This window comes from Streptomyces hokutonensis (assembly GCF_042751305.1).
Classification (GTDB): Bacteria; Actinomycetota; Actinomycetes; order Streptomycetales; family Streptomycetaceae; genus Streptomyces; species Streptomyces hokutonensis_A.
In genome coordinates, this window is sequence record NZ_JBHYWD010000001.1 from 686,538 (window position 1) to 699,356 (window position 12,819).

Consider the following 12,819-nt stretch of genomic DNA (forward strand, 5'->3'; position numbering starts at 1 on the left):
ATTGTCAGTGGTGGCTTGTACCGTTCGGGCATGGGTGTCTATCTGATCGATGTCGGTGTTGGAGAGTGGCTGCGTGAGGACACGGGGGAAGGGGGAATGGGTGCGATCGCCAAGGGGCTCGACGCGGAGTTGGCCCGGCGAGGGCTGCCGCCGTACGCAGCCGCGCCTGAGCGGGACGGGCTGGGCTTCGAGGAGAAACTGAGCCCTTCCATGAAGGGTTTCGACGCGCTCTGCCGTGCTCGACTCACGCCTGGGGAACGTGAGTTGATCGGCGACTGGACGGTGCTGGTGCCGGTCTCGCTCGACGCGGAGATACGACTGCCGATCGGCTCCGCGTACGCGGACGAGACGGTGATCGCGGGAGCGCCCCAGGTGCTCGCCCTCGCCGAACGACTGGCGGCGGCCCTGGAGTTGCCCGCCGAGGTACCGGAGGCGACCGAGAACCTCGCGCTCACCTTCTGGTTCCTGGAGGGCGAGGCGGAGGAACTGGCCGCCACCCGCCCGGGCCGCTGGAGCGAGGACCTGGACACGGCCTTCTACGTGGCCCTGTACCTGCGAGCCGCCCAGCACTCACTGCGACTGGGCTGCCCCATCACCTACTCCTGAGCCGCGAAGCGACCCTCACGCGTCGGCCACCGAGTCGAAGTCCACCTGCCCGCGCGGCACTCCGAGTGCGTCCGCGTCCACGGAGCGCCGCAAGGCCTCGTGCAGCTTCGCCGGAGTCAGCACACCGAGGAAGCGCGCCCCGTCCAGCACGGCGACCCACCCGGCGTCGTGCTGGAGCATCACACCGAACGCCTGCTTCAGCGGGGCGCCCACCGGCACCCACGCGTTCATCCGGTGCGCGCGTTCGCCGACCGTGCCGCCGGCCGTGAGTTCGTCGGCCTTGACCCACCCCTGCAGTTCACCCTGCTCGTCGAGGACCACGGCCCACCGCGCGCCTTCGACCCGCAGGCGCTCGGCCGCCCGCGAGGCCTGTTCGTCGACCCGGGCGACCGGCGGCTGCTCCAGGTCCTCGGGTTCGATCGCGGTGACCGACAGCCGCTTCAGTCCCCGGTCCGCGCCCACGAACGACGCGACATAAGGCGTCGCCGGCTTGCCGAGCACCGCGCCGGGGGTGTCGTACTGCTCGATCCGCCCCTGCCCGTACACGGCGATACGGTCCCCGAGCCGCACCGCCTCCTCGATGTCGTGCGTGACCAGCAGCACCGTCTTGCGCACGGTGGCCTGCATCCGCAGGAACTCGTCCTGCAACTGCTCCCGCACCACGGGGTCGACGGCGCCGAACGGCTCGTCCATCAGCAGCACCGGCGGATCGGCGGCCAGCGCCCGGGCCACCCCGACCCGCTGCCGCTGACCGCCCGACAACTGCTCCGGGTAGCGCGATCCGTACGTCTTCGGGTCCAGGCCCACCAGATCGAGCAGCTCGGCGGCCCGCGCCCGCGCCTTCGCCCGCTTCCAGCCGACCAGGGACGGCACGGTCGCCGTGTTGTCGAGCACCGTGCGGTGCGGGAAGAGCCCCACCTGCTGGATGACATAGCCGATACGGCGGCGCAGTTGCACCGGGTCGACGGAGGCGATGTCCTCGCCGTTCACGAGGATCCGGCCGGAGGTGGGCTCGATGAGCCGGTTGACCATCATCATGGTCGTCGTCTTGCCGCAGCCGGACGGGCCCACGAGCGTGACGAGTTCGCCCTCGGACACCTCGAAGGACAGCCCGTCCACGGCCGTCGTACCGTCCGGATACCGCTTGCTGACCTGCTCGAACCGGATCATGACCTCACGCTAACGGCGCCGGTCCGACACCGCCCATCAACAGGGGCCTACTGGCTGGTGAGGTACTCGCTCCGGTTTTGAAATGTTTCAAATCCTGTGCCGTCAGGGATGTGGACACCTACCTTCAACCCCACTATTTTCGACCATCGAGCGAACTGAACCGATACAACTCCAGCGCTCGGCGGGCCGAAGGGACAGGGCATGAACGACGGAGTCACCGTTGCCGCCACCACGGTGTCGGGCCTCACGGTGGAGCACCGCACCGACCCCCTCGGCGTGGACGCGGACCACCCGAGGTTCGGGTGGCGCATGACGTCCGACGCGCGTGGCCGGCGCCAGACCGCGTACCGCATCCAGGTCGCCTCCTCACCCGCGCACCTGGCCGACGACCGGGCCGACGTCTGGGACAGCGGTCGCGTCGACTCGGCGGACTCGGTCGCGATCCGCTACGCGGGCCCCGGACTCCAGGCCTCGACCCGCTACCACTGGACGGTGACGGTGTGGGACGAGCACGGCCGAGCCACCCCCGCCACCGCCCATTTCGAGACCGGCCTGCTCAGCACCGACGGAGTCACCGGCTGGGACGGCGCACGGTGGATCGGCATGGCCGGCAAGTGTCCGAACAGCGCGGGCGCGCCCCTCCTGCGCCGCCAGACCGCGCTGACCGGCGAACGGGTGAGCGAGGCTCGGCTGTACGTGTCCGCACTCGGCGTGTACGAGGCCTACGTCAACGGCCGAAGGGTCGCGGTGCCGCACGACGGCGGCACGACCCACGAACTCCTCACCCCCGGCTGGACCAACTACGAGACCACCGTCGACTACTTCACCTACGACGTCACCGACCTGCTGACGGACCCGTCACAGGACCCCTCCCAGGTCACCCTCGCGGCCGTGCTCGGCAACGGCTGGTACAACAGCCGCATCTCCGAGAACAGCCCCTACTACTCGGCGGACGGCAACTCCCTTGCCCTGAAGGCGAAACTGCTCGTCCGCTACGCCGACGGCTCCACCCGGACGATCGTCACCGCACCCGGCGAGGACTGGCGAGCCACCGACACCGGCCCCTACCGCGCCGACGACATCTACGACGGCCAGACCTACGACGCCCGCAAGGAACTCCCGGGCTGGACGGCCAACGGCTACGACACCACCGCCTGGTCCGCCGTCGAGGAGCACAACCACCCTTTCCCCGAAGCCCGGTTGGTCGCCCATTCCGGCGAGAGTGCCCGCCTGGTGCCGAGTTGGGACCGCGAGCCGCGCTCGGTCACCGTCTACACGGGTGTGACCGACCAGCAGGGCAGCGCGAACGGCAGGGGCCGGATCGTCGTCGACCCCGCCCGCACGGTCACCGACCCCGACCTGGCGGCCACCGCCTCCGTCACCCTGCACCCCGGCGACACCGCCGTCATCGACCTCGGCCAGAACCTCGTCGGCGTGCCCCGCTACACCCTGCGCGGCCCGGTGGGCGCCCAAGTCGTCTGCGAACCGGGGGAGATGCTCAACGACGACAGCGCGGGCGCCGACGGTCCAATCGGTTCGGTCTACCGCGCCAACCTGCGCACCGCCCGCGCCACCAGCACCTACATCCTCAAGGGCGACCCGGCCGGTGAGACGCACGAGGACTCGCTGACCTTCTACGGCTTCCGCTATGTCTCGGTCACCGCGACCGACACCGTCACCCTCTCCGGACTCACGGGCCGGGTCGCCACCTCCGCCCTCCGTGACATCGGCACCGTCACCACCGACGACACCGACGTCAACCAGCTGATCAGCAACGTCCGTTGGGGCCAGCGCGGCAACTACCTCTGGATCCCCACCGACTGCCCCCAGCGCGACGAGCGCCTCGGCTGGACCGGTGACACCCAGCTCTTCGCCAACACCGGTCTCTACAACGCCGATTCGGTCACCTTCCTCAGCCACTTCCAGGACACCCTGATCGACTCACAGCACCGCTACGGCGCGAACGGCGCCCAGTTCCCCTGGGTCGCCCCCGGCCACCGCTACAGCCAGCCGCTCCCGGCGAGTGGCTGGGCGGACTGCGGAGTGGTCGTGCCCTGGACGGTGTGGCAGATGACCGGCGACACCTCGATCATCGACCGCAGTTGGGCGGCGATGACCAAGTACGTCGACTGGATCCGGCACCGCACCGGCGACACCTATGCAGGCCAGGGTGCGATCTTCGGCGACTGGCTCGCCTTCCAGATCACCAGCACCCAGCTCATCAGCGACGCCTACTACGGCTACAGCGCCCGCCTGATGGCCGACATGGCCCACGCCACCGGCCGCACCGCCGAGGCCGCCGCCCACGAGGAACTCTTCACCCGCATCAAGCGCGCCTTCATCACCAAGTACCTTGCGACCGACCCCGGTTCGGGCCGGATCACCGTCCGCTCCAGCCTCGGCGGCCCACCGCCGTACACACCCGGCAACAGCGCGGGCAAGACCGAGGACGACACCCAGACCGCCCTCCTCTGGATCCTCAAACTCGGCTTCTACGACACGGAGGACCAGCACCGCCAACTGGTCGCCCTGCTCGCCGACAACATCGGCAACAGCGAGGCCTACAAGGCGGCCCACCCCGACAGCACCCGCGTCGAGTACGCCGAGAACACCCTCTCCGTAGGCTTCCTCGGCGTGAACGTCATCGCGCCCGTCCTCACCGACGAGGGCCGCGTCGACCTGGCGTACCGGCTCCTCCACCAGAACGCGATGCCGTCCTGGCTCTACTCGGTGGCGAACGGCGCCACCACCGTCTGGGAGCGCTGGAACTCGTACTCCGAGGAGGACGGCTTCGGCCCGGTCGACATGAACTCCTTCAACCACTACTCCTACGGCGCGATCATGGAGTGGATGTACGAGAGCATGGCCGGCATCGCCAAGGACCCGACCCACCCCGGCTTCCGCCACTTCTTCCTCCGGCCGCACCTCGACCCCACCGGCAGGATCACCCATGTGACCGGATCGCACATTTCACCCTACGGCGAGATCTTCAGTGAATGGGCAGTGAGGGAGGGGGAGTTGGCGTACCGAGCGGTCGTCCCCGCCAACAGCACGGCGACCCTGCGCATCCCCGCCGCCGACCCGTCCACCGTCCGTGAGCACGGAACGCCCTTGGCCGAGGCAGCGGGCGTTCAGTTCCTCGGGTTCGCGGACGGCACCGCCTGCTTCGAACTCCCCTCGGGGCGCTACGAGTTGACCTCCGCGCTCGGCTGATCGCTCACCAGCACCACCTCCAGGGTGCGCGGACCGTGCACCCCCTCGACCCGGTCCAGCTCGATGTCACTGGTCGCCGACGGACCGGAGATCCAGGTCAACGGGCGGGTGGGGTCGAGGCGTTGGAGCGCCTGGGGCACCGAGGAGACCACCTGGTCCGGGACCCGTACGACACAGATGTGGTGGTCGGGGACGAGCGTGATCCGGCGGCGGCCCTGGTCGGGGCCGCCGTCCAGGACGATGGTGCCGGTCTCGGCGGCGGCCACCGCGCATGCGGTGACCACACTGTCGATCCGGTCCAGCTCGTGCGGGGTGTTCTCGGCCCGGTCCTCGATCTGCTCGACGTCGGAAGCGGCGAGCCAGGAAGGCTCCAGACCCGGCGGCACGACGACCGTCCTCGAACCCCGTCCGGCGAGCAACCCGGCGATCGTGGCGGCCAGTTCGGCCTCGGTGCACCGGTGCACGAGAGCCCGGTAGTCTGCCAGGTTCTCGGCGAGCAACTCCACCGTCTCGGCGACACTCCGGTCCCCGTGCTCCCGCAGATAGTCCCGCCGAACCGCCTCCTCGTACGGCGTGTCGTCCTCGCGCACATCCCCGAGCGCGCGCTGCACACGGCCCAGAATCCGTTCCCGGCTGCTCACTTGGCACCGTCCTTTCCGCCGTGCGTGCGCTGCCACCAGTCGCGGAACGGCTCCGCGGGCACGGCAGGCAGCTCCCGGGTACCGCTCCACGCCCTGCCGGGGCCGGGCAGCGTCCGGGGATGAAAGCGGCGGGTGCGGGAGGCGAGCCGCTGGCCGGTGCGCAGGGCGCCCGGGCGGGCGAACGTCCAGCGCGCCGCCCGCATGGCGGCCCGTTCGGCGGCATGCCCCTTCGCGGGCCGCAGCACCACCCTGTTCCCCTCGCGGGTGACCGGCCCGCCCTCCACGACCCGCTCCCGCAGATGCACCAGCACCTCGGGGATGTCGATGGCGACCGGACACACCTCGTAGCAGGCACCGCACAGCGACGAGGCGTACGGCAGCGAGGCGTCGATCTCGCTTGCCGTGCCCCGGAGTTGGGGGCTGAGGATCGCACCGATCGGCCCGGGGTAGACCGAGCCGTAGGCGTGGCCGCCGGCCCGCTCGTACACCGGGCAGACATTGAGGCATGCCGAGCAGCGGATGCAGCGCAGGGCCTGGCGGCCGACCTCGTCGGCCAGGGTGTCGCTGCGGCCGTTGTCGAGCAGCACCAGGTGGAAGACGCGCGGTCCGTCGCCGTCGGTCGTACCCGTCCAGGTGCTGGTGTACGGGTTCATGCGCTCGGCGGTCGAGGAGCGGGGGAGGGTCTGCAGGAACACCTCCAGGTCCTGCCAGGTGGGCACGATCTTCTCGATGCCGACGACCGAGATCAGCGTCTCGGGGAGGGTGAGGCACATCCGGCCGTTGCCCTCGGACTCGACGACGACGAGGGTGCCGGTGTCGGCGACCATGAAGTTGGCGCCGGAGACGCCGACCTTGGCGCGCAGGAACTTCTCGCGGAGGTGCAGGCGCGCGGCCTCGGCGAGTTCGGCCGGTGTGTCCGTCAGGCCTTCCGGGGCCGGGCGCCCCCACTCGCTCATCTCGCGGGCGAAGATCTCCCGGATCTCCCCGCGGTTGCGATGGATCGCGGGGACCAGGATGTGCGAGGGGCGGTCCTTGCCCAACTGCACGATCAGCTCGGCGAGATCGGTCTCGTAGGCGCGGATGCCCTCCGCCTCAAGCGCCTCGTTGAGCCCGATCTCCTGCGTGGCCATCGACTTGACCTTGACGACCTCCGACTCGCCCGTCTCCTGGACCAGTTGGACGACGATCCGGTTGGCCTCCTCCGCGTCGGCGGCCCAGTGGACGACACCGCCGGCCGCCGTCACCGACTCCTCCAACTGGACCAGATAACGGTCGAGATGACGGAGCGTTTGGTCCTTGATCTGCTTGCCGGCCTCGCGCAGCTCGGCCCAGTCCGACATCTCCGCCACGGCCTTGGCGCGTTTGGCGCGGATCGTGTGGGTGGCGTGCCGCAGGTTTCCGCGCAGGGTCTGGTTGTTGACGGCCTCGTGCGCGGCCACGGGGAAGGCCGGGAACGCGGGCATACCGACGAACGTGCCGCTCATGAGCGTGAGTCCTCTTCCGTGGCGGCCAGGATCTCGGCGATGTGCACGGGCCGCATCTCGGTGTGGAGCCGGGCCATCGTGCCCCCGATGTGCATCAGGCAGGAGTTGTCCGCGGCGCACAGCACCTCCGCGCCCGTCGACTGGGCATTGCGCACCTTGTCGGCGCCCATCGCCGCCGAGACATCGGCGTTCTTCACGGCGAACGTCCCGCCGAAGCCGCAGCACTCGTCGGCACCCGGCAGCTCGACCAACTCCAGCCCCTTGACGGCCTGGAGGAGCCTGAGCGGCCGGTCACCGAGCCCCAGACTGCGCAGCCCGTGGCAGGTGGGGTGATAGGTCACCCTGTGCGGATAGCAGGCACCGACATCCGTCACCCCGAGCACATCCACGAGGAACTCGGTCAGCTCGTACGTCTTCGGCACGACCGGCGCCAACGTGGCCGCGAGGGTGTCCCCGCGCCCCTCGGCCCGGGCCCTTTCCCCCATCCGGGGATACAGCTCCCGCACCATCGCCCCGCACGACCCGGACGGCGTGACGATCGCCTCGTACTCCCCGAAGACATCGGAGAAATGCCGGGCGAGCGGCTCGGCCTCATGGCGGTAGCCGGTGTTGTAGTGCGCCTGTCCGCAGCAGGTCTGCGCCATCGGGAAGTCGACCTCGACGCCCAGTCTGGTCAGCAGTTTCACCACGGCGCGCCCGGTATCCGGATACAGCGTGTCGTTGACGCAAGTCAGGAACAGGGCGACACGCATCGCGGCTCCTTAGTGGTCGATCATCGGATGGATGCAGCGTAGTCGGAGGTCGCCGTCTGGGGGAGCCCCCGGCCCAGCGAACGGCGAGCCGGAGGGCGTTGTCCCCGGGCCCTGATTCACCGCGCGGCGAGCCGGGCCTCCGCGGCCCGCCAGCGGGCGGTGTCGCCCTGCGGTTCGTACCGGGTCGACGGCTGGGTACGGGCGAGCAGCCCCCGCATCCCGGCCAGGTCACCGACGAGCCCGTGGGCCCGCGCCTGAACGAGCACGTTACCCAGCGCGGCGGCTTCCGTGGGCCCCGCCACCACAGGCAAGCCGCAGGCGTCGGCGGTCAGTTGGCACAGCAGCGCGTTGCGCGTACCGCCCCCGACGATGTGCACGACATCGACCGGATGGTCGGCGAGCACCCGGGCCTCGTCGACCGCTCGCCGATGAGCGAGCGCGAGCGAGTCGAGAATGCAACGTGTGATCTCGGCCCGGGACTCCGGCACCGGTTGCCCCGAGCCGCGGCAGGCATCCGCGATCCGCTCCGGCATCCGCCCCGGCGCCAGAAACACCGCGTCACCCGCGTCCACCACCGACCGCAGCGCCGGCACCCCGGCCGCCGCGCGCAGCAACTCGCCCAACTCCGGCTCGCCCCAGGCCCGTACACACTCCTGAAGCAGCCACAGCCCCATGATGTTGCGCAGATAGCGGACCGTACCGTCGAGCCCCAGCTCGTTGGTGAAGTTGGCGGCCCGGCTTGCTTCGCCGAGTACGGGCGCGTCGAGCTCAAGACCGGCCAGGGACCAGGTCCCGGTGCAGATGAAGGCGAACCGTTCCTCAACCGCGGGGACGGCGGCGACGGCTGACGCGGTGTCATGCGACCCGACCGCCGTCACCGGCACCGGTCCGCTCAGTCCCGTCTCCTCCAGCACCTCGGCCCGCAACACCCCCGCCGGATCGCCCGGCTGCCGCAGGGGCGCGAACAGCCCGAGGTCGATGCCGAGCCGCGAGGCGATGTCGTACGACCAGTCGCGCGTCCGGGGATCGATGAGTTGGGTGGTGGAGGCGTTGGTCAGCTCGGTGCCCTGCTCCCCGGTGAGCCAGTAGGACAGCAGATCGGGAATGAGCAACAGCCGATCAGCATAAGCGAGTTGAGCCGAATCACGAGCGGCCGTCAGCTGGTACAGGGTGTTGAAGGGCGCGTACTGCAGCCCGGTCGACGCGTACAACTCGCCCGGGGGAACGGTCGCCCAGACCTTCTCCGCGATCCCCTCCGTGCGAGGGTCCCGGTAGTGCACGGGATTGCCCAGCAAGGCCCCGTCCGTGTCCAACAGCCCGTAGTCCACGGCCCAGCTGTCGATGCCGACGGAGTCGAGAACCGGTCCCGCCGCCCGGAGCCCGTCGAGGACCCCCGCGTACAGCGCGAGGATGTCCCAGCGGAGCCCCTCGGGAGTGCGGACGGGCCGGTTGGGAAAGCGATGGGCCTCCGCCAACTCCAGGGAGTCCGGCCCCACACGGCCGACCATGACCCGCCCACTGGACGCACCGAGGTCGACCGCGGCGTACGTCTTCACGTCGGCGCTCACCGAAGGAAGGCTGCCGCAACGCCGGCGTCGACCGGGACGTGCAGTCCGGTGGTGTGGGTCAAGTCCCCACCGGTGAGGGCGAAGACGGCGTTGGCGACATGCTCGGGCAGCACCTCCCGCTTGAGGATGGTGCGCTGGGCGTAGAACTCGCCGAGCTTCTCCTCCTCGATCCCGTAGGTCGCCGCCCGCTGCGCACCCCAGCCGCCCGCGAAGATGCCCGAGCCGCGCACGACACCGTCCGGGTTGATCCCGTTGACCCGGATCCCGTGTTCGCCCAACTCGGCGGCCAGCAGCCGTACTTGATGGGCCTGGTCGGCCTTGGTGGCGGAGTAGGCGATGTTGTTGGGACCGGCGAACACGGCGTTCTTGGACGCGATGTAGAGGATGTCGCCGCCGAGCCCCTGCGCGATCATCGCCCGCGCAGCCTCACGCGAGACGAGGAACGAACCCCGCGCCATGATGTCGTGCTGCAGGTCCCAGTCCCGCGCCGACGTCTCCAGCAGGGGCTTGGAGATGGAGATCCCCGCGTTGTTGACGACGAGATCGACTCCACCGAAGGCGAGCAGCGCGGCCTTGAAGGCGTCGGCGATCTGCCCTTCATCCGTCACGTCGACAGTCACGGCGACGGCCTTGTCGGGCCCGCCCAACTCCTCCGAAACGGCCTGCGCACTCTCGGAGTTGAGATCCGCGACGACAACACACGCGCCCTCGTCGACCAGCCGCCGGGCGATCGCCTTCCCGATCCCACTCCCGGCACCCGTGACGAGCGCGACCCGAGTGGCGAGCGGCTTGGGCTTAGGCAACCGCTGCAACTTGGCCTCTTCCAGGGCCCAGTACTCGATGCGGAACTTCTCCGACTCCTCGATCGGCGCGTACGACGACACCGCCTCGGCTCCGCGCATCACATTGATGGCGTTGACGTAGAACTCGCCGGCCACGCGCGCCGTCTGCTTGTCCTTGCCGAAGGAGAACATGCCCACGCCCGGGATCAGCACGATCGCCGGGTCGGCGCCGCGCATCGCGGGGGAGTCGGGCAGGGCGTGCCGCTGGTAGTAGGCGGCATACTCCTCGCGATAGGCGGCGTGGAGTTCCTTCAGCCGCGCGATCGCCTCGTCCAGCGGAGCGGTGGGCGGCAGATCGAGAACGAGCGGCCTGACCTTGGTCCGCAGAAAGTGGTCGGGGCACGAGGTCCCGAGCGCCGAGAGTCGGGGGTGCTCGGCCCGCGCGAGGAAATCAAGCACGGCATCGGAATCGGTGAAGTGCCCCACCTGCGGCCGGTCTTGAGAGGCGACAGCACGAACGTACGGCGCGAGCGCGGCGGCCCGCTCCCGCCGCTCACCGTCGTCGAGCGGACCGTACCCCTCGACGACAGGCCCGAAGGGCTCGGGCCTCCCGCGCTCGACAAGGAACGCCTCGGCGGTACGAATGATGTGCAACGAGTTCCGCTCGCACTCCTCGGAACTCGCCCCCCAAGCGGTGATCCCATGCCCTCCGAGCACACAACCGATGGCCTGCGGATTGGCTTCCTTGACGGCGGCGATGTCCAGCCCCAGCTGGAACCCGGGCCGCCGCCACGGCACCCACACGACCGTGTCCCCGAAACACTCGGCGGTCAGCTTCTCCCCGTCGGCGGCACAGGCGAGCGCGATCCCGGAATCGGGATGCAGATGATCGACATGAGCCGCGTCCACGAGCCCATGCATGGCGGTGTCGATGGAGGGCGCCGCACCCCCCTTGCCATGCAGGCAGTAGTCGAACGCGGCGACCATCTCGTCCTCGCGGTCCACACCCGGGTACACGTCGACGAGCGCCCGCATCCGGTCCAGCCGCAACACGGCTAGCCCGCCCTCGGTGAGCGTCCCGAGGTCACCCCCGGACCCCTTCACCCACATCAACTCGACATCACCCCCGGTGACGGGGTCCGTGTCGGTGCCCTTGGCGGAAGCGTTCCCGCCGGCGTAGTTGGTGTTACGAGGGTCAGCGCCAAGCCGATGAGAACGGGCGAGGAGGTCGGCGGCTTCGGGGTGCGGTGCCATGACGTTCGGTCCTTTTCGAGAGAGGTGAGTCTTGTCCCCTAGGGGCGCGGGGCTGTATCTGTATGCGGCTCCGCCGCGTGGGCGCGACCAGCCACAACGGGCCCGCACCCGCAAACAACGAATTGCCGGCAGACGCTTACGCCCCCCACCCGGCCTGCTGCCCCCCAACCCGCTCAGCGACAATCCGCTCCTGCCACCCGCTGGAGCGATACGCCGCGATCGGGTCAGGGGCAAGTCCCTGCTCCTCCCGCAACTCCCGCAGCAGAGGCCGTACATCCGTGTTGTACGCGTCCATGATCACGGCGTTCGCGCCCAGCACATCCCCAGCCCGCTGCGCCGCACCCAGCGCATCCCGGTCCACAAGCAACGCCTTCGCCGTCGCTTCCTGCACGTTCATCACCGACCGGATGATCGCCGGAATCTTCGCCTCGATGTTGTGGCACTGATCCAGCATGAACGCCACATCGGCGGTGAACCCCCCACCCCGGATCACCTCGTACATGATCCGGAACAACTGGAAGGGATCCGCCGCCCCCACCATCAGATCGTCGTCCGCGTAGAAGCGCGAGTTGAAGTCGAACGCCCCGAGCTTCCCCTCCCGGAGCAGCGTCGCCACGATGAACTCGATGTTCGTGCCGGGCGCGTGATGCCCCGTGTCGACCACGACCTGTGCCTTCGGCCCGAGCTTCAGGCAATGGGCGTAGGCCGTCCCCCAGTCGGGAACATCGGTCGCATAGAACGCCGGCTCGAAGAACTTGTACTCCAGCAGCATCCGCTGCCCGTCCCCGAGCCGCTCGTACACCGCGGCCAGCGCCTCCGCCAACCGGTCCTGGCGCGCGCTCAGATCGTCCTGCCCGGGATAGTTCGTCCCGTCCGCGAACCACAGCTTCAGGTCGGCGGACCCCGTCGCGTCCATGATGTCGACGCACTCCAGCAGATGGTCGAGCGCCTTGCGCCGCACCGCCGCGTCGGGATGGCAGACGCTGCCGAGCCGGTAGTCGTCGTCCTGGAAGGTGTTGGAGTTGATCGCGCCGAGCTTCAGCCCGTGGTCGTCCGCGAACTTGGCCAGCGCCCCGAAGTCGTCGACCCGGTCCCAGGGAATGTGCAGGGCCACCGTCGGCGCCACGCCCGTGAACTCGTGGACCTTGGCGGCGTCCTCCAGTTTCTCCTGCGGAGTCCGCGGAACGCCCTCCTGGGCGAAGACCTTGAAACGGGTCCCCGAGTTCCCGTACGCCCACGACGGCGTCTCGACTGCCTGGGTCCTGAGAGCGGCCTTCACCGCGGCGAGATCGGTCACTTGTGGGCTCCTGTGACATGCGACGAAACGACGTGTGTATGAAACGATTCAG

Annotated in this window: 9 protein-coding genes; 2 read left to right on the forward strand and 7 right to left on the reverse strand. The window is 69.5% G+C overall.

Translation table 11 applies throughout. The annotated features are described in order from the left end of the window. Positions 1-30 precede the first annotated feature (30 nt). Positions 31-606: a hypothetical protein gene (locus ACFXC1_RS03155; protein ID WP_381238007.1), complete on the forward strand. Its 576-nt coding sequence runs from the start codon at positions 31-33 to the stop codon at positions 604-606. 15 nt (positions 607-621) lie between these two features. Here ACFXC1_RS03155 and ACFXC1_RS03160 read toward each other — a convergent pair whose 3' ends face one another. Further along, on the reverse strand, positions 622-1,776 hold the full coding sequence (locus tag ACFXC1_RS03160) for a betaine/proline/choline family ABC transporter ATP-binding protein (RefSeq protein WP_381238010.1): 1,155 nt from the start codon (positions 1,774-1,776) through the stop codon (positions 622-624). Positions 1,777-1,977: 201 nt separating this feature from the next. Here ACFXC1_RS03160 and ACFXC1_RS03165 point away from each other — a divergent pair, with 201 nt between their 5' ends. Next, entirely contained in the window at positions 1,978-4,989 is a 3,012-nt protein-coding gene (locus ACFXC1_RS03165) for a family 78 glycoside hydrolase catalytic domain (protein ID WP_381238011.1), read from the forward strand. Here the strand turns inward: ACFXC1_RS03165 and ACFXC1_RS03170 are convergent. The 6 genes from ACFXC1_RS03170 to rhaI form a co-directional block, all read right to left on the reverse strand. After that, the gene (locus tag ACFXC1_RS03170; protein WP_381238014.1) at positions 4,962-5,630 is read right to left on the reverse strand and encodes a LutC/YkgG family protein; all 669 of its coding nucleotides are present in this window, start codon (positions 5,628-5,630) and stop codon (positions 4,962-4,964) included. The two genes, ACFXC1_RS03165 and ACFXC1_RS03170, sit on opposite strands and share 28 nt — an antisense overlap. Further along, positions 5,627-7,114, reverse strand: a complete 1,488-nt coding sequence (locus ACFXC1_RS03175) for a LutB/LldF family L-lactate oxidation iron-sulfur protein (protein WP_381238016.1) — start codon at positions 7,112-7,114, stop codon at positions 5,627-5,629. The genes ACFXC1_RS03170 and ACFXC1_RS03175 overlap by 4 nt, the downstream gene beginning before the upstream one ends. Continuing rightward, a complete protein-coding gene (locus ACFXC1_RS03180; protein ID WP_381238019.1) occupies positions 7,111-7,866 on the reverse strand; it encodes a (Fe-S)-binding protein in 756 nt (251 codons plus the stop codon). Before ACFXC1_RS03180 ends, ACFXC1_RS03175 begins: the two co-directional genes overlap by 4 nt. A 116-nt stretch (positions 7,867-7,982) precedes the next feature. Continuing rightward, positions 7,983-9,422 (reverse strand): rhamnulokinase, encoded by a 1,440-nt coding sequence (locus ACFXC1_RS03185; RefSeq protein ID WP_381239418.1) that lies wholly within the window; start codon positions 9,420-9,422, stop codon positions 7,983-7,985. An 8-nt stretch (positions 9,423-9,430) separates the two neighbouring features. Then, positions 9,431-11,470: a bifunctional aldolase/short-chain dehydrogenase gene (locus ACFXC1_RS03190; protein WP_381238021.1), complete on the reverse strand. Its 2,040-nt coding sequence runs from the start codon at positions 11,468-11,470 to the stop codon at positions 9,431-9,433. Between the two features lie 136 nt (positions 11,471-11,606). After that, entirely contained in the window at positions 11,607-12,767 is a 1,161-nt protein-coding gene (rhaI, locus tag ACFXC1_RS03195) for an L-rhamnose isomerase (RefSeq protein WP_381238023.1), read from the reverse strand. Between the last annotated feature and the right edge of the window lie 52 nt (positions 12,768-12,819).

Bases quoted from the DNA above. Each gene is read 5' to 3' on its own strand.
- ACFXC1_RS03155 (WP_381238007.1), top strand. From the start codon at position 31: ATGGGTGTCTATCTGATCGATGTCGGTGTTGGAGAGTGGCTGCGTGAG.
- ACFXC1_RS03160 (WP_381238010.1), bottom strand. From the start codon at position 1,776: ATGATCCGGTTCGAGCAGGTCAGCAAGCGGTATCCGGACGGTACGACG.
- ACFXC1_RS03190 (WP_381238021.1), bottom strand. From the start codon at position 11,470: ATGGCACCGCACCCCGAAGCCGCCGACCTCCTCGCCCGTTCTCATCGG.
- ACFXC1_RS03180 (WP_381238019.1), bottom strand. From the start codon at position 7,866: ATGCGTGTCGCCCTGTTCCTGACTTGCGTCAACGACACGCTGTATCCG.
- ACFXC1_RS03165 (WP_381238011.1), top strand. From the start codon at position 1,978: ATGAACGACGGAGTCACCGTTGCCGCCACCACGGTGTCGGGCCTCACG.
- ACFXC1_RS03175 (WP_381238016.1), bottom strand. From the start codon at position 7,114: ATGAGCGGCACGTTCGTCGGTATGCCCGCGTTCCCGGCCTTCCCCGTG.